Origin of the sequence: Aliivibrio sifiae (assembly GCF_002954705.1) — a bacterium.
Classification (GTDB): Bacteria; Pseudomonadota; Gammaproteobacteria; order Enterobacterales; family Vibrionaceae; genus Aliivibrio; species Aliivibrio sifiae_A.
Map to the genome: position 1 here is coordinate 667,355 of NZ_MSCO01000001.1, position 21,552 is coordinate 688,906.

Below are 21,552 nucleotides of genomic sequence, written 5' to 3' on the forward strand. Positions count from 1 at the left end.
AACGGTCAGCATATGCTGACCGTTTTTTTATTAACAACTAATGGATTATTTCTTAGGGATGTTCTCTAAGATAGCAACCATTTGCTCCCAATAAAGAGCAACCGTGTCAATTTTCACTTTCTCATCTGGAGAGTGAGGGAATTTGATTGTTGGACCAAATGAAATCATATCCATTTCTGGATAAGGCTTCTTAAATAGACCACATTCAAGACCTGCGTGAATAACCATAATGTTTGGTTTATTTCCGTAGATACCTTCATAAACATCACGGAAAACATGCATGATTTCAGAATCAGCATCAGGCTTCCAACCAGGGTAAGTCCCTGAGAAAGTAACTTGTGCACTAGCCAGTTCAGCAACAGAAGTAAGCATTCCTTCAACCATGCTGCGGCCAGAGTCCATTAGTGAACGGATAAGACAAAGAATAGTAATCGAATCTTCATCTGTTGTAATAACACCAACGTTTAAAGAAGTTTCAACGACACCTTCAATGTCATCGCTCATACGGATGACGCCGTTTGGACATGCATTAAGAGTAGCAATAAAGCGTGCTTGAGTTACTGGCGTTAGTGTATTTTTAGCAGATGCAGCTTCATTGAATGTTACAATATTAGTTTCAACTCGGCCTAATTCTTCTTTTAATAACTCAGTATAAAAACTGAATAATTTAGATAGCTTAGCTTCGTTTTCAGCAGGAACAGCAACCGTTGCAAATGCTTCTCGAGGAATAGCATTACGTAAGCTACCGCCACGGAATTCTACAAGGCGTAAATTAAGTTCAGCTGCGTGCCCAGCAAGGAAGCGGCCTAGTAACTTATTTGCATTACCGCGGCCGGTGTGAATATCACAGCCAGAGTGACCGCCTTTTAAACCTTTTAATGTAATTTGACGAGTAACATAGCCTGTTGGTAATACTTCACGTTCAATATTTAGTTTGATAGCACCATCAGCACCACCAGCACAACCCATGTAGATCTCACCTTCTTGCTCTGAATCTGTGTTTAAAAGGATATCACCTTCTAACCAACCAGCTTCTAAGCCAAAAGCACCAGTCATGCCTGCTTCTTCATCAATAGTCAGTAAAACTTCAAGAGGGCCGTGTTTTAGCTCGTTTGAGGCTAATACAGCAAGACAAGAAGCCATACCCATACCGTTATCAGCACCAAGTGTAGTTCCTTTGGCTGTGACCCATTCTCCATCAATGTAAGGTTGAATTGGATCTTTAGTAAAGTCATGGCCTGTATCTTCATTTTTCTGTGGAACCATGTCTATATGAGCTTGAAGAACCACACCTTTACGATCTTCCATTCCTTCGGTTGCTGGCTTTTTAATGAAGACATTACCTGTAGGATCACGACGAACCTCTAAACCTTCATTTGTTGCCCACTCAATAATATATTGAGCTAATGCTTCTTCATATTTAGAAGGGTGAGGGATTGAACAAATTTTGTCGAAAAATTGCCACAGTGGTTGAGGGCTAAGTTGAGTGATCTCTGACACAAGGATCTCCTTTTTAAAACAATATTTATTTAGAAATGCTCTATTAACGTGAGCAATTGATTATTAATTTAACTCAGTATACCCCTGAATTTAGTCAATTACTCTGTTTGATATTGTAATTACATTATCAGATTTTATGAAAGCATAGGGAGAATATCTTTATTTCTTTAATCGCAAACGGTTACGTAACAAAATTACATTGCCGGTGTGTTATTTAGGCTTATTTGTTATTTTGTGTGAGCTAGGTCATGTTTTTGTTGTAATTAAATTTCATGGTGATATAGTTATTCCACCTGCTTAATAGCGGGAAGTAAATGCTCAAAGGATGAGTCCGATTTATCGCCTCCAAGGAACCGAGATCAATTTTATTGTTTTTAACTGTCAATTGATAAGGTGATGTTATGTCTTTTTTAAGTTCTTCAAGTTTCTGGAACCAACGCTCTGTTTACACAAGTCAATTTGTTTACCCAGCTTGCTTTGGTTACTAATAAAACTTCGGTTTTATGCGTAAAGTAATACCCCTATAATTGGAATTCTATTTTACCCAACTAGGGTGATTTATATTCTCCGCCATCCATATCATTTGGGTGGCGTTTTTTTGTCTTTAAATAATTTCTTCTCTATCCTTTTCTTTTTTAATTGTATTTATCCGTTTGATTTAAATGATAAATATAACTTAACTAAAATTAGTGTATTCACTTTATTTACCATAAGCTCATTAAATGGGTAACTATCGCTAGAAATTCATATAATTCCTCTTTATAATCCTCAGCCAATCGATTACGCAAACGTTTAGATTGCAAAAAAACGCTAGGAATTACTCAAATGCTTGAGAAACTATTTCAACTAAAAGAAAACGGTACGGATGTTCGTACTGAGATTATTGCAGGGTTAACCACCTTCTTAACCATGGCTTATGTCATTTTCGTTAACCCAGCAATTTTAGCTGATGCGGGCATGGATAAAGGCGCAGTATTTGTAGCAACTTGTATTGCTGCTGCCATTGGTTGTTTTATTATGGGATTTGTTGCTAACTTTCCAATTGCTCAAGCGCCAGGTATGGGGCTTAATGCCTTTTTTACTTATACCGTGGTTCTTGGTATGGGTCATACATGGCAAGTTGCATTAGCTGCTGTGTTTATGTCAGGAGTTTTATTCATACTATTAAGTTTGTTTAAAATTAGAGAGTTGATTATTAATTCAATCCCTCTTTCTCTACGAACAGGAATCTCAGCTGGTATCGGCTTATTTCTTGCTTTTATTGCCTTAAAAAATTCAGGTATCGTGGTCGATAACCCAGCAACACTTGTTTCAATGGGGCATATAAATAGTTTCCCTGCTGCAATGGGGGCGTTGGCTTTCTTTTTAACGATTGCACTGGTTCACCGTGGTTATAAAGCAGCGGTTATGATTGCAATTTTAGCAGTAACGGCTATTTCACTACTTTTCGGTGATGTTCAGTATGCCGGTATCATGTCAATGCCACCAAGTATCGCACCTACATTTTTACAATTAGACTTTTCTAGTGCGTTTGAACTTAGTATGTTAACGGTTGTTTTTGCTTTCTTATTTGTCGATTTATTTGATACTGCTGGAACGCTAGTTGGTGTTTCTCAAAAAGCAGGGATCATGGATAAAGATGGTAATATTCCACGCTTAAATAAAGCATTATTAGCAGATTCAACAGCAACATCTGTTGGTGCGCTTTTAGGTACATCAAATACTACGTCATACATTGAAAGTGTTGCAGGTGTCGCCGCTGGTGGTCGCACAGGTTTAACTGCAGTTGTTGTTGGTGTGTTATTTCTTTTGGCTTTGTTTTTCTCCCCTTTAGCGGGGATGGTTCCAGCTTATGCTACTGCTGGTGCATTGTTTTATGTCGCGATTTTAATGATGTCAGGTCTTGTGAGCATAGATTGGCGAGATCTTACTGAAGCAGCCCCTGTTGTTGTGGTATGCTTGCTTATGCCTTTAACCTTCTCTATTGCTGATGGTATTTCTTTGGGCTTTATCTCTTATGCTGCAATCAAATTATTAAGTGGTAAAGGTCGCGATGTTCATATCAGTGTTTGGGTTCTTGCTGCACTATTCACGCTGAAATTTATTTTTACGGCATAGTCGTTGATGATTGTGTCACTTAGAGGTTTTGTCAATTATGGCTAATAAATTTGTAATTACTTGGGATAACATGCAGATGTACACTCGTCAGCTTGCTGAACAGTTACTTCCTGCGGAACAATGGAAAGGTATTTTGGCTGTGAGCCGTGGTGGCCTAGTACCAGCTGCTATTTTAGCTCGTGAGTTAAATATCCGTTACGTTGATACTGTTTGTATCTCAAGTTACGATCATGATCATCAGCGTGATATGACGGTTGTTAAAGCAATGGAAGGTGACGGCGAAGGCTTCATCATCATTGATGATTTAGTTGATAGTGGTGATACGGCGGTTAAACTACGTGAAATGTACCCTAAAGGTAAATTAGTAACAGTATGTGCTAAACCTGCAGGTATTCATTTAGTTGACGCTTATGTTGTCGATATTCCACAAGATACGTGGATTGAGCAACCATGGGATATGGCGGTAACATACGTAGATCCTATTTGTAAAAAGTAATTGAAATCAAATTGATAAAAAATGACTCTCTTGTAGGGTCATTTTTTTTGTTTGGCGTTTGATTTTATTGTGAACGGCGTATTTCTCTTAGGTCTTTCAGTATATAGTAAAGGCAATGAACCTTCGTATTATTGGTGTTGGCTATGTCTCAATCTGAAAGTGAAAACCTCTCCGTAACGTTATTTAAAAACCAGAAGCAAGCCTTAGAGACATCAGGTCTCGTTCCTTATCTTCCAAGTAGTTTAGAAAAAGTTTCTGCAAGTGGTGAAAGAAGTTGGTATCGCGAACTTCGTCGTCCACAGTGGATTTGGCAGGGGGTTGACCCAATAGAGTTGGAATCTATTCTTTCGAGAATAGCAAGCAGTGATAAAAATCGAACTCGTGATGAATGGTTAGATACAGTCAGTGGCTACCATACCGGTAATTGGGCTTATGAGTGGATCCATGCAGGAACAGAACATCAAAAAAAAGCAGCAGAATTAACGGGCGATGAGGCTGCTGAGGAGTGCTTTAAAGCCAGCTTATATTTTAGCATCGCTGGTTATCCACATATAAAAGGGGATAATTTAGCAACGCAAGCTCAGGTTCTTGCAAATAAAGCATATGACATGGCTGCACAGCAAACGTCTCATCGAATAGAGAAAATTCAAGTGCCATATAAGGGCAAAAAAATAACCTGTTATTTGCACTTACCAAGTACAGAAAAACCGTTACCAGTTGTCATTGTTAGTGGTGGAATGGATTCATTACAAACAGATATGTGGCGACTGTATCGTGACTTTCTTGCGCCAAATAATATGGCGATGCTAACGCTGGATATGCCATCGATTGGCCACAGCTCTCATTGGCCATTAACGGAAGATTCTAGTTGTTTACATCAAGCTGTACTAAACCATTTACCGAATATACCATGGGTTGATCGTTTTCATGCGGCGGTAATGGGATTTCGATTTGGCGGAAATGTAGCGTTACGCCTTTCTTTTTTAGAACCGGATAGATTAAAAGCGTGTGTGGCTCTTGGTGCTCCGATCCATCATATTTTATCTAATTCTGCACAATTGAAGAAAATGCCTAAAATGTACTTGGATATTTTGGCGTCTAGATTAGGCAAGCAAGTAGTTGATATAAATAGCTTAACTAGCCAAATGCAAGCGTGGTCTTTAAAGAATCAAGGTTTTCTGTCTGGTGGCCGTAAAACGTCAGTATCGGTTCTTTCGATTGGTTTGCAAGATGATCCTGTCTCTCCTAAATCAGATAACAAACTTGCGGCTTTATTTAGCCAGTATGGTAAAGGTATTGAGTTAAAAAGTAAGACCTTGCATAGTGGTTATGAAGAAGCGTTAAATCAGATGATTGAGTGGATAAAAGAAGAAATGAAGCAATAATCTGACATTTTATTTCTCTTATTAAAGTGAAATATCATTAAATCGTATTTTTGGCTTGTACTGTTCTGATTTGCTTGCTAAAAATAGGGTGTTTTTTCCATTATTGTTACGATGAATATATTTTCGTAACTCAAAACATTATTAGTTAAATAGGTAGTAGGGAATTGAATACACAATCTCAAACCATAGTCGTTAAACTTGGTACAAGTGTACTCACCGGTGGCACATTAAAACTTGATAGAGCTCATATGGTTGAACTTGTTCGCCAATGTGTTCATCTTAAAAAGTTGGGCCACCAAGTTATTGTTGTTACATCTGGAGCGATTGCTGCTGGTCGTGAGCATCTTAACTACCCCGAACTACCCAAAACCATGGCCAACAAGCAGTTATTGGCTGCAGTTGGTCAAAGTTGCTTAATTCAAGCATGGCAAAGTTTATTTGCAATCTACGGCGTTGATGTTGGTCAAATGCTGTTAACTCGTGCAGATTTAGATGACCGTGAGCGTTACTTGAATGCTCGTGACATGCTTAAAGCACTACTTAAAAATAACATCGTTCCTATTGTGAATGAGAACGATGCGGTAGCAACAAATGAAATTAAAGTGGGTGATAATGATAATCTATCTGCTTTAGTGGGGATTCTTGCAGGTGCTGATAAATTATTATTGTTGACTGATCAGTCTGGTCTATTTACCGCAGATCCGCGTAAAGATCCAAAAGCTGAATTGATTAAAGAAGTTCACACTATTGATGAAACATTACGTAAGATTGCAGGTGGCAGTGGTACGACTTTAGGTACTGGTGGCATGGCGACTAAATTGCAGGCAGCAGACATTGCACGCCGTGCAGGTATTGAAGTCGTTATTGCTGCTGGTAGTGCTGAAAATGTTATTAGTGATGTAGTGCATTCCAAACCACAAGGCACAAAATTCTTACCGGTTGAATGTGCCCTTGAGAGCCGTAAGCGTTGGATTTTGGCTGGCCCTGCCTCTAATGGTAATATCGTAATTGATGACGGTGCAGTTAATGCGGTACAGCAAAAAGGCAGCAGCTTATTGAGCAAAGGGATTACCTCTATTTCGGGGTCTTTTGTCCGTGGTGGCGTTGCTAAGATTGTAAATACTAAAGGTGAGCTTATTGCCCGTGGTATTTCTCGTTACTCAAGTGACGATTTAAATAAGATTTTAGGTAAACACAGTCAGGATATTTACGCAGTATTAGGTTACGAGTATGGGCCTGTAGCTATCCACCGTGATGATTTAGTACTGATTTAGTAAAGGGATTATAGTGTGAATTTAACGAATATGGGTCAGGCAGCAAAAGCTGCTGCTTTTGATTTAGCGGTTGTACCAACAGCCCAGAAGAACAAAGCATTAGCGATTATTGCTGATGAACTTGAAGCGAACAAAGAAGCGATTCTTGCTGCGAATGCAAAAGATATTAGTGCAGCGGTAGAAGCGGGTATTTCAGATGCAATGCAAGATCGTTTATTACTAACAGAAGAGCGTTTAATCGCTATTGCTAACGACGTTCGTAATGTGATTAATTTGAATGATCCTGTTGGCAGTGAAATTGACAGCAAAATGCTTGAAAACGGTATGTCGCTTTCGCGTCGCCGTGTACCAATTGGTGTTATTGGCGTAATTTATGAAGCACGTCCAAATGTGACGATCGATATCGCTTCGTTATGTTTAAAAACAGGTAATGCGAGTATTCTCCGTGGTGGTAAAGAGACGTTCTTTTCTAATATGGAGTTAGTTAAGGTGATTCAAGTCGCTCTTGAAAAAGCAGGTTTACCAGCTGCGTCAGTACAATATATTGAGAAACCAGATCGTGAATTAGTTTCTGAATTACTGCGTCTTGATGATTATGTAGATATGATTATTCCACGTGGTGGTGCTGGTTTACATAAAATGTGTAAAGAAAACAGCTCTATTCCAGTGATCATTGGTGGCTTTGGTATTAGTCATGCGTTTGTTGATGACAGTGCTGATTTAGAAAGAGCATTAGCGGTTGTTGATAATTCAAAAGCACAACGCCCATCTGCATGTAATGCGCTTGATACATTGTTAGTTCATGAAGCTGTGGCTCCACAATTCTTAGTATTGTTAGCAAATAAGATGGCCGGTCGTGTTGAATTAGTTGCTGAACCAAAAGCTTATTCGTTACTGAAAGAGTGTAAAGGCGTGTCACTACGTGAAGCGCAAGACGGTGACTTTGATACTGAATGGTTAAGTTATACGTTAGGCGTAAAAGTAGTTGCTGATGTAAATGAAGCTGCAGCGCACATGCAAACACATAATGCGAGCCATTCAGATACGATCTTAACAAATAATATTGAGTCGGCAGAGAAATTCATTAATACAGCTGGTTCTGCTGCTGTGTATGTGAATGCGTCAACACGCTTTACTGATGGCGCTCAGTTTGGTTTAGGTGCAGAAGTTGCTGTATCTACTCAGAAGCTTCATGCTCGCGGTCCTATGGGCTTAGAAGAGCTAACAAGCTATAAATGGGTAGGTAAAGCGGATTATCTAATCCGTAGTTAATCTTTCTTCAATTAGCATCTAGCAAATAAATAAAAAGGTTGACGCCAAAACGTCAACCTTTTTTATTATCCAGACCCTAGACCCTAGACCCTATTTAACTTCTTCGCCTTTTGCTTGAAGATCTGCATGGTAAGAAGAACGAACAAAGGGTCCACAAGCGGCATGAGTAAACCCAAGCTCAAGTGCGATTTCTTTTAGTTCATCAAACTCAGCAGGTGGAACGTAACGTTCAACAGGTAAGTGGTGGCGACTTGGTGCTAAATATTGACCTAGTGTTAACATCGTTACACCATGAGCTCGTAAGTCTTTTAGTACTTGAACAATCTCTTCTTTTGTCTCACCTAGCCCCATCATAACACCAGACTTTGTTGGTACTGTGGGATGCTGTTCTTTGAATTTCTTCAATAGATCAAGTGACCATTGGTAATTGGCACCAGGTCGCACTTTACGATATAAACGCGGTGCAGTTTCTAAGTTGTGGTTAAACACATCTGGTGGGTTGCCATGCATAGCATCTAATGCACGATCCATTCGGCCACGGAAATCAGGTACTAGTGTTTCAATACGGATCTCAGGGTTTAATTCACGAATTTCACGGTTACAATCAGAAAAATGCTGTGCACCACCATCACGTAAATCATCACGGTCTACAGAAGTGATTACAACATATTTCAGTTTCATGTCTTGAATCGTTTTTGCCAACTTCTTCGGCTCTTCTGCTTCAGGAGTCACTGGGCGGCCATGAGCAACATCGCAGAAAGGGCAACGACGAGTACAAATTGCACCTAAGATCATAAAGGTAGCTGTACCGTGGTTAAAACATTCTGCTAGGTTAGGGCAAGAAGCTTCTTCACATACAGAATGAAGGTTATTTTTACGCATTGCAGATTTGATTTCATCAATACGTTTGCTGCTTGACGGAAGTTTAATTTTCATCCATTCAGGCTTGCGTAATACTTCTTTTTTCTCGGTTGGCATATTTTTAACTGGAATTAATGCCATTTTGTCGGCATCGCGGTATTTCACGCCTTTTTCCATTTGAATTGGCTTACTCATGATGGCTGCTTTCCGTTATGTACTCAATATCAGTGTAATCAAGTAATGTTGTTAATTGTTTAATTAATAGAGGATGAACATCTTCAACGTGTTCTGCTTTATTCTCTACTGTATCATTTTCTTTTAGTAAATCGTGTAGTTGTATCATTTCCATTCCTGCATATCCGCAAGGGTTAATACGAAGGAAAGGAGATAAATCCATATTCACGTTTAGTGCTAATCCATGGAAGGAGCAACCTTTACGGATACGCAGACCAAGCGAGCAGATTTTTTTATTATCAACATACACGCCCGGAGCATCAGGTCGTGCTGCTGAGATAATATTAAATTGCCCCAAGGTGTTAATCACTGTATTTTCAATATGAGTGACGAGTTCTCGAACGCCGATATTTTTTCGGCGTAAATTGATCAATACATAAGCGACTAGCTGACCAGGACCGTGGTAGGTTACTTGCCCACCTCGATCGCTTTTGACAATTGGAATATTACCAGCGGCAAGAACGTGTTCTTCTTTGCCTGCCTGTCCCTGTGTAAATACAGGATTATGCTCTACTAACCAAACTTCATCACACGTATTTTCATCGCGTTCATCAGTAAAAGTATGCATTGCCTTCCATACCGGCTCATAATCTTGTCGGCCAAGGTTTTTAACTACTAGACGCTTGTTCAATAGGATCACACTTGATTTGAAAATTTACGCCAATGATAGCAAGGATAGAAAGGAAGGAATAGATAAGAAATGTAGGGGTATATCAAAAGTTAAAAATGGTAGGCAATATTTTCTGCTAAATAGAGCGGGTTATTACCTACCAAGTATATTAAAGAACCATGCGAACCATTTCGATTTCTGCTAGCTCTTTATATAGTGTTTCTACTTGTTCAATCGATGTTGCTGTAATGCTTACAGATACAGAGTTGTAGTTACCTTTGCCACTTGCTTTTACTTGTGGTGTGTAATCACCAGGTGCATGACGTTGAATTACTTCAAGTACAAGTACAGGAAGGTCTTCATGAGCAAGGCCAACGGCTTTATAAGTAAAGTTACATGGGAATTCAAGAAGATCTTTTAGCTTTGGTTGCTCTTGCATAACCGTCTCCAATCGAGAGTGGATAAATATTAGAGAGCAATTTTACTGTGACCTAAGTCAGATAACAAGAGTTATCAGTTATCGAGCTTATATCACTAAAAATCGGATATAAAAAAAGCGACCGAAGCCGCTTTAATCAATTAGTTAGCTAGAATTTAGCTTAACCAACCTTTAAACATTAAAACAATGTAATCAATCAGACGGCTAAAGATACCACCTTCTTCTACATCATGTAGAGCTAGTAATGGGTACTCAGCAATATCTTCACCATCAACTTGGTAGAAAAGTTTACCAACAACATCACCTTTGTAAATAGGAGCTTCAAGCGTTTTTTCTAGGACAAAGCTTGCTGTCATTTTCTTAGCTTGACCACGAGGAAGAGTTACATAAGTATCTTCAGCAACACCTAGAGCAACTTCATCAGTGCTACCCATCCATACTTTTTCAGTAACGAAGGTTTCGTTTGCTTTGTGTGGAGAAACTGTTTCAAAGAATCGGAAGCCGTAATTAAGCAGCTTTTTGCTCTCTGCTTTACGAGCATTACCAGATTTAGTGCCCATAACTACGGCAACTAAACGCATTTTCCCTTCAGTGGCAGAACTTACTAGGTTGTAACCTGCGCCATCAGTATGACCTGTTTTGATACCATCAACATTCATACTTTTATCCCACAATAAGCCATTACGGTTATATTGTGTAATACCATTGTAGGTGTATGATTTTTGAGAATAAACACGGTATTCTTCAGGTACGTCACGGATTAAAGCTTGGCCAATAAGTGCCATATCATAAGGAGTGGAATATAGGTCTTTGCTATCTAAACCATGAACATTACCAAAGTGTGTATTTTCAAGTTTTAGAGTTTTACCCCAAGCATTCATTAGATCAACAAAAGCATCTTCAGATCCAGCAACGTGTTCAGCCATAGCAACACAAGCATCGTTACCTGATTGAACAATAATACCTTGGTTTAAGTCACGTACTTTAATTGTACTGCCGACTTCGATGAACATTTTTGATGAGCCTGGGAAGTTCTTGGCCCATGCATTTTTACTGATAACAACATCGTCATCCATTGAGATATTACCACTCTCAATTTCTTGACCGATAACATAACTTGTCATCATCTTCGTTAAACTTGCTGGATTCATACGTTCATTCATGTTCTTTTCGGCAAGAACTTTTCCTGAATGGTAATCCATTAGTACGTAACCCTTTGCTGCAATTTGAGGTGCATTCGGGATAACTGCAGGTGCCGCAACGGCAACGGTTGAGCCAAGAATTAAGCTCGATAAAATGATTCGTTTTAACTGTTTCGCTGAATTTTTCATAATAATAACTTTGCACTGTGAGGTAGTGAAACTGAATACATAATAGCAGATTTGAATATCATGACCAGATGTGTAATTAAATAACTGATTTTCTATGAAAGGAAAGCTAATAAAAATTCATAGACGTACGTTTTACTTAAAGGATATCTTATTGTTATATAAAGACAATGCTAATTTAAACTAGTTCAATTAATGCTGTCTTTCTAAATTTTATATGATATCCAGTTACAATATTTACTTAACGTTGACATTCAAGAGGGCTATTTTTTAAGTTCTTGAATTATAAATGCAGAAATGTAGCTACTATTCTTGACGTCTAATAGTGTTGAGTCTGCAATATCACGATCTAAAAATGGACCTAAACGTACACGGTAAACAGAGTTGGATTTCACAATATTTGTTGGACTATTGAATTGCTTTTGTAGTTTTTCGGCTGCCTTTTTTGCACCATCTTCACTTTTTAATGCAACCATTTGAATGTAATACTGGTTTGGGTCTATTGCATGCCACTCATGGGCATTTTTAGGTTTATCAACTGAGATATATTCAATTTTTACGTTCGCTGTGCCTGTTTTTATGACATCTAACTTTGTTGCTGCCGCAAAACTTAAATCAATAATGCGACCTTCATGAAAAGGCCCACGATCATTAACGCGAACAATTGCAGTTTTGCCATTGTCTTTATTGATTACCTTTACATAGCTTGGAATGGGCAGTGTTTTGTGAGCGGCACTCATTGAGTACATATCATATACTTCACCATTTGATGTTTTGTGCCCATGAAATTTTTTACCATACCAAGAGCTTTTTCCTTCTTGAGTAAAGCCTTTTGGCTCTTTAACTATTGGATAGTCTTTACCTAATAAAGTGTAATCTTTATTGCCGTATAAACTTTTCGGCTCATAACGAGGATGAGCATCTTCAATGTGTTCAACGGAAATAGGTACATGAGGAGCTATATCACTATCTATTTGATAGCGACCAGTATTCGGTTCATCTTTATTTACTGGAGGCTCAGAAGCACAGCCTGCTAATACAAGAGTCAGTGCGAGTAAAAAAATGCGCATTAATTAGCCTTTGAGTGAACTTTTCTATGTGTATGAATTGACATCAGAATACCAAAACCTGCCATTAGAGTTACCATTGAGGTTCCGCCGTAACTGACTAATGGAAGTGGGACGCCAACAACGGGAAGAATGCCGCTTACCATGCCTATATTTACGAAAATATAAACAAAGAAGCTTAATACGATACTGCCTGACATCATTCGACCAAAAGCAGTTTGCGCTTGGCTTGCTAAGAATAAACCACGGCCAATGATGAATAAATAAATGGAGAGTAAAGCCATAACCCCAATTAAGCCCCATTCCTCAGCTATGACGGCAAAGATGAAATCGGTATGGCGCTCAGGAATAAACTCTAATTGAGATTGCGTTCCATGTAACCATCCTTTACCAACTAGGCCTCCTGAACCAATTGCAATTTTTGATTGGATAATATGGTATCCAGCCCCAAGTGGGTCTGATTCTGGGTTAAATAATGTTTGTACCCTTACTTTTTGATAGGGACGCATTAAGAAGAACCATAAAATAGGGATAAAACCACCAACGGCCACCCCTGCTGCACAGATTATTTTCCAACTGATCCCTGCCAAGAAAATAACAAAAATACCAGAAGCGGCAATCAGTATTGAGGTGCCCAAATCTGGTTGTTTAGCAATCATAATTGTTGGAACAAATACCATTAATAAAGCACAAAAAAGAGTTTTAACGCTTGGTGGTAGTGGTTTGTTGCCAATATATCTTGCGACCATCAAAGGGACCGCGAGTTTTATTAATTCCGAAGGCTGAAAGCGGATAAATCCAAGGTTAAGCCATCGTTGAGCACCTTTAGATGCTTCACCAAAAAAGAGAACGCCTAATAATAAAACAATACCAATAGTAAATAAGTAAGGAGCTGCACCCTCATATGCTCTGGGAGATATTTGGGCTAATACAAACATGACGCCTAATGAGAGAAGCATACGCATCGCTTGTTTATCCATCATCAATAAGCTTTGACCACTGGCACTGTACATAATGACAAGGGCGCAAGCCATTAATAATAAAATGCCTAATAGCAATGGTAAGTCGATGTGAATACGGTGAAAAAAATCTCGGTTCTTTCCTGATGCGATATCTACTCTCATTATTTTTTACTTACCTCTTCTGAATTCGGAAGCAGTACATGGTCAAATACACTACGTGCAATTGGTCCACCTTGTGTTGAACCGCCACCCCCGTTTTCTAGAACGAGTGAAATGATGACTTTTGGATCTTTTGCAGGAGCAAAGCCAGTGAATAAAGCATGATCTCGTAAGCGTTCAGCAATCTCGTCTGCATTATATTCTTGACCATTTAAGCCAAATACTTGAGATGAACCTGATTTCCCTGCACTGACATAAGGCGTACCAGCAAAAATACGTCTTGCGGTACCTTTCGGACCATTGTTTACTAGAATCATACCATCTATAGCCAATTGCCAATAGCTGTCTCTAATTCCTTGAATTGGAGGGTATGGCTCTGGTTCAAATGGCGTTTCGGCATTATTACTAACGATTGCTTTTAATAAATGCGGAGCTTGGACCTTTCCGTGATTCACCAGTACTGACGTTGCTTTAGCTATTTGCATTGGTGTTGCTGTCCAATAACCTTGACCTATACCAACTGGGATTGTATCTCCTTGATACCAAGGGGTACGGAAACGAGCGACCTTCCAATCACGAGTAGGCATGTTCGCTTTACTTTCTTCATGAATATCAATGCCGGTGTAATCGCCAAAGCCAAATTTCATCATCCATGCAGATAAACGGTCAATTCCCATATCAAAAGCGATTTGATAGAAGAAAGTATCAACGGATTCTTCAATGGCCTGTTTTAAATTAACAGTGCCATGTCCCCAACGTTTCCAGTCTCGAAATGGTCGGGTTTTTGAGTTTGGAATACGCCAATAACCAGGGTCGTTACGCGTCGTCATTGGGGTGACAATTTTATCTTCTAATGCCGATACTGCAATAAACGGTTTTACTGTTGATGCGGGTGGGTATATACCAAGGGTTGCTCGGTTAACTAATGGACGATCTATGTCATTTAATAAGGCATTGTAGTTTTTACTTGAAATACCATGTACAAATAAGTTGGGATCATAACTTGGACTAGAGACCATAGCTAATACCGCACTTGTATTTGGTTCTAAAACAATCGCAGCACCACGTCGACCATCAAGTTGTTTTTCAACAAATTGTTGTAATTCAATATCCAGGTTTAATACGATGTTTTTACCAGGGATCGGCGGTACATATTTAAGAGTACGAACAACACGACCACGGCTGTTAACCTCGACTTCTTGATAGCCAGCAGTGCCGTGAAGAACGTCTTCATAATAACGTTCAATACCTAGTTTGCCGATATCACGAGTAGCCTGATAATTCGCGTCTTTTTCTTCACGAGCTAAACGAGCGAGATCGCGGTCATTAATCTTAGCAACATAGCCAAGTACATGAGTAAAGGTTTTACCATAGGGATAAAAACGTTTTAGATAAGCTTTGACTTCAGCGCCTGAATATTTGTGTTGATTAACCGCAAAGACAGCCACTTGCTCTTGAGTTAGTTGAGATAAAATAGGAACAGATTTAAAACGGCGAGTGCGGCGACGTTCTTTTTGGAAATCATCAATATTATCTTGAGTAATTGGTAGGATTTTTTGCAATTCTGTGAATAATAAAGGTAAGTTTTTTACTTTGTCTGGGCTGATTTCTAAATTAAAAACAGGGCGGTTTTCCGCTAAAGGAACGTGATTACGGTCAAAAATAAGTCCTCGATTAGGTGCAATAGGGACAATTTTGATTCTGTTATCATTTGAGCGTGTTTTATAATCTTGAAATTCATTGATTTGAATATTGTACAAATTGGTCAATAGCAGACCAATAAGCGCAATGATCCCCGCAAACGAGACTATTGCGCGGGAAGCAAATAATCTCGTTTCGGCGTGATAATCACGAATTTGTGTACGTTTGCGTTTAATCAACTCTATTCTCTATGGTAAGGGTGATTGGCTGTAATGCTCCATGCTCGATATAGGCTTTCAGCCATAACAACACGAACAAGAGGGTGAGGCAGTGTTAAAGGAGATAGGGACCAACTTTGTTCAGCTGCAGCCTTACATGCTGGAGATAATCCTTCAGGGCCACCAATCAATATAGACACGTCACGGGCATCCAGTTTCCATACTTCTAACTGTTCAGCAAGTTGTTCAGTATCCCAACGTTTACCTGGAATATCTAAAGTGACGATACGATTTCCTTTTGGGACAGCAGCAAGCATCGCTTCCCCTTCTTTTTGAAGAATGCGTGCGATATCAGCATTTTTTCCACGCTTACCAGCAGTGATTTCTATAAGTTCAAGAGGCATGTCTTTTGGGAATCGACGACTATATTCTTTATAGCCTTCTTCAACCCATTTTGGCATTTTAGTACCAACAGCAATTAATTGAAGTTTCAAAGAATTAGCTCCATAATTTTTCTAGTTGATATAGCTCGCGATGTTCTTCTTGTAAGATATGAATCATGACGTCACCCATATCAACAACAACCCATTCACCTTCAGCTTCGCCGTCAACACCGTATGGCATTAAACCCACTTCTCTTACTTTATCTGAAACATTAGAAGCAATGGCGCTTACATGGCGTTTTGATGTGCCTGTACATACAATCATAAAATCGGTAATGCTTGATTTGTCACGAACATCAAGAGTTATGATGTTTTCAGCTTTCATATCATCAACGTGGTTGAACAGAAAATCATGCAGTTCTTTATCTTGCAAAGTAATCACCTAGAAATGGGTTATTTATAAGGAGTATATCAGTGAAACTCGGTTAATGAGAGAAGTTGGGTGTCACTGAAATGTGAATATTACACATGTCTAATGTCAATTGGCTAAGTTGTGGCCAACAATTAGTATCAAAATCTGTTTTTGTCGCAATTTCCATTCTCGCTAGTGAGCGAATTAAATGTTGTATTTGCACCATTGATAAACGTTGCAAGGCAGCTTGGTACAAAGCACGGCGGTTTTGCCAAACTTTATGGCGGTCAAAAACAGTAAATATAGCTTCACCTTGAGTGATTGCTTGTTGAAAGTTCTGTAATACAAAGAGTTCTTTTTGCAATGTTCTTAAAAGAATCACCATTTCAGTACCTTCGCTCTCTAATTGACGAAGGATCCTTTGTGCTCGTTTTGCTTGACCTGACAGTAAAGTGTCAACTAATTGAAAAGGTGTGAAATGATTATTTCTATTTAGCGCTTCTTCAATACGAATTAAAGTTAGTAAGCCGTCAGGGTATAAAAGAGCTAACTTATCTAAACTTTGTGCAAGGGCAAGTAGGTTACCTTCATGCCATTGAGCAAGCATTTGTATTGCCTCTGCATCTGGTTGTAATTTTAGCTTTTTACAACGCTGTTGAATAAAACGAGGTAGCTGTTGATTATCGGGCGTATTACAAGGAACAAACAAACCAAGCTGAACTAATGCTTTAAACCACTGGCTATTTTCTTGAGCTTTATTAACTCTTGGCCCTTGAACGACTAATAAAATATCATCGTGAAGAGCTGGTACCAGTTCTTTTATTTTACTGGTATGTGCAGTAGTTAACCCTGTATCTGGAATGGTTAACTCTAATACTTGTCGAGATGAAAATAAGCTTAAGGCTTGAGTGCAATCGAAGATTACATTCCAATCAAGTTGTTTATCTAATACAAATTGGTGTTTTTCTTCGAAGCCGTGCTTTTGGCTGCATTGACGAATTTGATCAAGACATTCTTGTTTTAGAAGTGGTTCATTACCAAATAAAAGATAGCATTGACGTAAACCACGTTCTAAATTTTGCACTAATTGTTCTGGGAATATTCTCATCGTTATTGTGCGTTGTCTGCTGATGAGTTCATTGTTTTAATGACTTCTTTTGTTGCTACTGTTGTTTCGGATTTATCAGCGTTCGTAATGGTGTCATCTAGCACTGTTTCATCATTATCATCAGCTTTCAGGCGAGCCATTTGACGTAAGATTTGCTCTGCAGCTTGAGTGCGCATTTCATCTTCAATCATGTCTCGTTCAACTGATTTTGCCAATGCAGTTAATGGGTTATCAAGGTAATTACGGTTTACGGTTGTTGTGTAGGCTTTGATGTCATGCTCAGGAATAAGTACGCTATAACTAACAGTGTAGGTTAATTCTAATTCAGCAGCGCGACTGTTTTGATAAAGAGAGAGCGTTCTTTCACTGATACTTTCACTAATTAAGTTCAAGCTAGGTGTAACGGTTGTTGGAGCAACTTGGCTGATCCCATTCATTCTAAGTTGTTTTTGTACGTTACGGGTTAAATCACTGTATTGGTCAAAACTGGTTAGTGATATTTCGTGCAATTCTTCAGGAAGAAGGTAATTTCCACGTAGATGAAAACCACATGCAGAGATCATGAGTGATAGAGTTAATACAATTGTTGTACGAAGAGAAAATAGAGATAAAAGTCGTTTCACCGAGTAACTCCCTCAAATGGTGATAAAAATGTTTATTTAATTATTCTATAGGTAATGCGATATCTTGCATAAGATAAAACACTTAAATAAACATAAGCGGATAATTCCGCTTATGTTTTAAATAGAAAAGTAATTAGAAAAAAGGTTCAAATTACTTTTTTGCTGCTAATTAATAAACCAGTAAATTGGTAAAATTAGTTAGCTACAATGTTTAATAGTTTGCCCGGTACATAGATAACTTTACGGATAGTTAAACCATCTAAGAATTTAATTGCGTTTTCATCTTTTAGACCAAGCTCTTTAACTTGCTCTTCTGTTGCATCAGCAGCAACAATCAGTTTTGCACGCAATTTACCGTTAATCATAACAACGATAGTTTTTTCATCTTCAACAAGTGCTTTTTCATCAAATGTTGGCCATGCCGCTGTATCGATATTTGATTCACCTAATGCATCCCACATTGCAAAGCTTGCGTGTGGAGTCATTGGGTAAAGCATTACAACAACCGCTTTTAATGCTTCATCAAGAAGGGCACGGTCTTGTGCTGATTCTTGAGGTGCTTTATTTAGTTTGTTCATCAATTCCATGATTGCAGCAATCGCAGTGTTGAATGTTTGGCGACGGCCAATATCATCACTTACTTTTGCAATGGTTTTGTGAACATCTCGGCGTAGTGCTTTTTGGTCACCAGAAAGAGCTGCAATATCTAACGCTTCAGTTGCACCTTTTGTTGTGTGCTCGTGAACTAATTTCCATACACGTTTTAGGAAGCGACTTGCGCCTTCAACACCTGATTCTTGCCATTCAAGTGTCATATCAGCAGGCGCTGCAAACATCATGAATAGACGAACGGTATCTGCACCAAATTTATCAACCATCTCTTGAGGGTCAATACCGTTGTTTTTAGACTTAGACATTTTGATCATGCCTGAGTGGTCAACGTTACGGCCTTGGTTGTCGATTGCTTTCTCGATGCGACCTTTTGCGTCACGCTCAATCGTTACATCTGTTGGTGCGATCCACTCTTTTGTGCCTTTTTCATTAGTGTGGCTAAATGCATCTGCAAGTACCATACCTTGACATAAAAGTTGCTTGAATGGTTCATCAGAGTTTACATAGCCCGCATCACGTAGAAGCTTGTGGAAGAAGCGAGAGTAAAGAAGGTGCATACATGCATGTTCAATACCACCAACGTACTGGTCTACTGGTAACCAGTAGTTTGCTTTTTCTGGGTCTAGAATATCGTCAGCTTGTGGTGAACAGTAACGTGCATAGTACCAAGATGATTCCATGAAGGTATCAAAGGTATCTGTTTCACGAAGTGCTGGCTCGCCATTGAATGTGGTTTTCGCCCATTCTTTATCGGCTTTGATAGGGCTAGTTACGCCATCCATTACTACATCTTCAGGAAGAATAACTGGTAATTGATCTGCAGGCACTGGGTGAACTTCACCATCTTCAGTTGTTACCATTGGGATTGGAGCGCCCCAGTAACGTTGACGAGAAACACCCCAGTCACGTAGACGGAAGTTTACTGTTTTCTTGCCTTTACCTTCTGCTTCTAATTTCGCAGCAATAGCATCAAACGCTTCTTGGAAAGCAAGACCGTCGAATTCACCTGAATCAAACAGAACGCCTTTTTCAGTGTAAGCGGCTTCAGATACGTCAACATCAGAACCATCTTCAGGCTTGATTACAGGGATGATGTCGATGCTGTATTTAGTTGCAAATTCATAGTCACGTTGATCGTGAGCAGGAACCGCCATTACCGCACCTGTGCCGTAGTCCATTAGTACAAAGTTAGCGACAAAAACAGGAACAACACGGCCATTAAGAGGATGAATTGCCGTTAAGCCGGTATCCATGCCTTTCTTTTCCATTGTTGCTAGTTCAGCTTCAGCAACTTTGGTATTGCGACATTCTTCATTGAAAGCAAATAACTCTGGGTTTGTTGCTGCTGCTTTTTCTGCAAGAGGGTGACCAGCTGCGATAGCAACGTAAGTCACGCCCATTAGCGTATCTGGACGTGTGGTATATACTTCTAAAGGTGCTTCTTCGCCGTTAACAGCAAAAGATAGCTCAACGCCTTCAGAACGACCAATCCAGTTACGTTGCATGGTTTTAACCATTTCAGGCCAACCATCAAGGTTATCTAGATCGTCAAGAAGTTCTTGTGCGTATTCGGTGATTTTAATGAACCACTGTGGAATCTTTTTTTGTTCAACAGGGGTATCACAACGCCAACAACAACCGTCTTCAACTTGTTCGTTTGCAAGAACAGTTTGGTCATTAGGACACCAGTTTACAGAAGAGGTTTTCTTGTAAACTAGGCCTTTGTTGTACAGTTTTGTGAAGAACTCTTGTTCCCAACGGTAGTACTCAGGCGTACATGTTGCGAACTCACGATTCCAATCGTAACCAAAGCCTAATAGCTTAAGCTGGTTTTTCATGTATTCGATGTTTTCGTAAGTCCAAGGTGCTGGTGCTGTGTTGTTTTTAACAGCCGCATTCTCAGCAGGAAGACCAAACGCATCCCAACCGATAGGTTGCATTACGTTTTTGCCTTGAAGGCGCTGATAACGAGAAACTACGTCACCAATGGTGTAGTTACGAACGTGACCCATGTGTAGACGACCACTTGGGTATGGGAACATTGAGAGGCAATAGAATTTTTCTTTGCTTGCGTCTTCAGTTACAACAAATGTTTTGTTGTCGTCCCAATGTTTTTGGATCTTTTGTTCAAGATCCTGTGGATTATATTGTTCTTGCATCGATTTACCCAGTTATGTCAGTGGATCACAAAATTTGTGAGATCGGTTTGATCAGATAATACTTGATCAGCATAGAATAACTAATGGAGCGCTTATACTCAAGCGACCTGATAACCTTTAACTCACTCTTCGCTATAATAAATCTAGCGAATTCTTGGAGGTGACTTATGTCTAAGCAAAAAACAGGTTATAACGCTGTCTTTGAGCGTGTGATGAACGTATTGGAAAGAAGTCCTGAAGAATTTCAGCATTGGGCTAAATCATCAGAAGAAGTCATTGAAGCGGCCTCTGATATGACGAAAGACGAATTGGAATTAATATCGAGTTATGTAAGAAGAGATATTAAGGAGTTTGCGCAAAGCTATGAGGAGAGTAAAACAACGTTTCCTGATTCTCCTTTTTACCGATTAATTGCAGATTCAGTTTGGCATGGGTTACTTGAAATAACCGACAAAACACAAGTGGAATGGAAAGAGGTGTTTGATGATATAGAGCATCAAGGTGTTTATCAAGCAGGTGAAGTTGTCGGTTTAGGTATTTTAGTGTGTGAAAAATGTGGTCACCGTGAGCAATTTAATCATGCTCAAATTATTCAACCATGCACACATTGTGAAAATGAAGCGTTTACGCGTGTGTCATTGAAACCATAGTTCTCCACTATTTAAAAGAGAGAAGGTCTGTATCTCAAGAT

The 21,552-nt window shown here is 39.2% G+C and carries 19 protein-coding genes; 6 read left to right on the forward strand and 13 right to left on the reverse strand.

The features are described from left to right. Positions 1–45: 45 nt before the first annotated feature. Positions 46–1,500, reverse strand: coding sequence for an aminoacyl-histidine dipeptidase (locus BTO22_RS03085; RefSeq protein WP_105054230.1), 1,455 nt, complete (start codon positions 1,498–1,500; stop codon positions 46–48). An 825-nt stretch (positions 1,501–2,325) separates the two neighbouring features. On the opposite strand from BTO22_RS03085, the gene BTO22_RS03090 reads away from it, so the two are divergent. The 5 genes from BTO22_RS03090 to BTO22_RS03110 all read left to right on the forward strand — a co-directional run bounded on the left by BTO22_RS03090 (position 2,326) and on the right by BTO22_RS03110 (position 8,045). Beyond that, positions 2,326–3,618, forward strand: a complete 1,293-nt coding sequence (locus BTO22_RS03090) for an NCS2 family permease (protein WP_105054231.1) — start codon at positions 2,326–2,328, stop codon at positions 3,616–3,618. Positions 3,619–3,655: 37 nt separating this feature from the next. Next, on the forward strand, positions 3,656–4,114 hold the full coding sequence (gene gpt / locus BTO22_RS03095; protein WP_045101484.1) for a xanthine phosphoribosyltransferase: 459 nt from the start codon (positions 3,656–3,658) through the stop codon (positions 4,112–4,114). Between the two features lie 143 nt (positions 4,115–4,257). Further along, positions 4,258–5,499 (forward strand): esterase FrsA, encoded by a 1,242-nt coding sequence (frsA, locus tag BTO22_RS03100; protein ID WP_105054232.1) that lies wholly within the window; start codon positions 4,258–4,260, stop codon positions 5,497–5,499. Positions 5,500–5,663: 164 nt separating this feature from the next. Further along, complete coding sequence (gene proB, locus BTO22_RS03105) at positions 5,664–6,773, forward strand: glutamate 5-kinase (protein ID WP_105054233.1); 1,110 nt, start codon at positions 5,664–5,666, stop codon at positions 6,771–6,773. Between the two features lie 15 nt (positions 6,774–6,788). Further along, positions 6,789–8,045 (forward strand): glutamate-5-semialdehyde dehydrogenase, encoded by a 1,257-nt coding sequence (locus BTO22_RS03110; RefSeq protein WP_181044549.1) that lies wholly within the window; start codon positions 6,789–6,791, stop codon positions 8,043–8,045. 90 nt (positions 8,046–8,135) lie between these two features. On the opposite strand, the gene lipA is transcribed toward BTO22_RS03110, so the two are convergent. The 12 genes from lipA to leuS all read right to left on the reverse strand — a co-directional run bounded on the left by lipA (position 8,136) and on the right by leuS (position 20,861). Continuing rightward, on the reverse strand, positions 8,136–9,101 hold the full coding sequence (gene lipA / locus BTO22_RS03115) for a lipoyl synthase (RefSeq protein ID WP_061005116.1): 966 nt from the start codon (positions 9,099–9,101) through the stop codon (positions 8,136–8,138). Next, positions 9,094–9,780 carry a lipoyl(octanoyl) transferase LipB gene (gene lipB, locus BTO22_RS03120; RefSeq protein WP_181044550.1) on the reverse strand — a complete coding sequence of 229 codons (687 nt, stop codon included), beginning with the start codon at positions 9,778–9,780 and terminating at the stop codon, positions 9,094–9,096. The genes lipA and lipB overlap by 8 nt, the downstream gene beginning before the upstream one ends. A 139-nt stretch (positions 9,781–9,919) precedes the next feature. Next, on the reverse strand, positions 9,920–10,189 hold the full coding sequence (ybeD, locus tag BTO22_RS03125; RefSeq protein ID WP_105054234.1) for a DUF493 family protein YbeD: 270 nt from the start codon (positions 10,187–10,189) through the stop codon (positions 9,920–9,922). A gap of 155 nt (positions 10,190–10,344) precedes the next feature. After that, a complete protein-coding gene (locus BTO22_RS03130; protein WP_105054235.1) occupies positions 10,345–11,520 on the reverse strand; it encodes a serine hydrolase in 1,176 nt (391 codons plus the stop codon). 260 nt (positions 11,521–11,780) lie between these two features. Further along, entirely contained in the window at positions 11,781–12,587 is an 807-nt protein-coding gene (locus BTO22_RS03135) for a septal ring lytic transglycosylase RlpA family protein (protein ID WP_105054236.1), read from the reverse strand. Next, positions 12,587–13,708, reverse strand: coding sequence for a rod shape-determining protein RodA (gene rodA / locus BTO22_RS03140; protein ID WP_105054237.1), 1,122 nt, complete (start codon positions 13,706–13,708; stop codon positions 12,587–12,589). The genes BTO22_RS03135 and rodA overlap by 1 nt, the downstream gene beginning before the upstream one ends. Next, positions 13,708–15,585, reverse strand: a complete 1,878-nt coding sequence (gene mrdA, locus BTO22_RS03145) for a penicillin-binding protein 2 (RefSeq protein ID WP_105054238.1) — start codon at positions 15,583–15,585, stop codon at positions 13,708–13,710. The genes rodA and mrdA overlap by 1 nt, the downstream gene beginning before the upstream one ends. A 2-nt stretch (positions 15,586–15,587) precedes the next feature. Then, positions 15,588–16,058 (reverse strand): 23S rRNA (pseudouridine(1915)-N(3))-methyltransferase RlmH, encoded by a 471-nt coding sequence (rlmH, locus tag BTO22_RS03150; RefSeq protein WP_045101495.1) that lies wholly within the window; start codon positions 16,056–16,058, stop codon positions 15,588–15,590. 4 nt (positions 16,059–16,062) lie between these two features. Continuing rightward, positions 16,063–16,380 carry a ribosome silencing factor gene (rsfS, locus tag BTO22_RS03155; RefSeq protein ID WP_181044551.1) on the reverse strand — a complete coding sequence of 106 codons (318 nt, stop codon included), beginning with the start codon at positions 16,378–16,380 and terminating at the stop codon, positions 16,063–16,065. Between the two features lie 52 nt (positions 16,381–16,432). After that, on the reverse strand, positions 16,433–17,467 hold the full coding sequence (gene holA, locus BTO22_RS03160; protein WP_105054239.1) for a DNA polymerase III subunit delta: 1,035 nt from the start codon (positions 17,465–17,467) through the stop codon (positions 16,433–16,435). Between the two features lie 2 nt (positions 17,468–17,469). Continuing rightward, positions 17,470–18,030 carry an LPS-assembly lipoprotein LptE gene (locus BTO22_RS03165; protein ID WP_172795098.1) on the reverse strand — a complete coding sequence of 187 codons (561 nt, stop codon included), beginning with the start codon at positions 18,028–18,030 and terminating at the stop codon, positions 17,470–17,472. A gap of 254 nt (positions 18,031–18,284) precedes the next feature. Beyond that, complete coding sequence (gene leuS, locus BTO22_RS03170) at positions 18,285–20,861, reverse strand: leucine--tRNA ligase (RefSeq protein WP_105054240.1); 2,577 nt, start codon at positions 20,859–20,861, stop codon at positions 18,285–18,287. A 167-nt stretch (positions 20,862–21,028) separates the two neighbouring features. On the opposite strand from leuS, the gene BTO22_RS03175 reads away from it, so the two are divergent. Further along, positions 21,029–21,511 carry a zinc ribbon-containing protein gene (locus BTO22_RS03175; RefSeq protein WP_105054241.1) on the forward strand — a complete coding sequence of 161 codons (483 nt, stop codon included), beginning with the start codon at positions 21,029–21,031 and terminating at the stop codon, positions 21,509–21,511. Positions 21,512–21,552 lie beyond the last annotated feature (41 nt).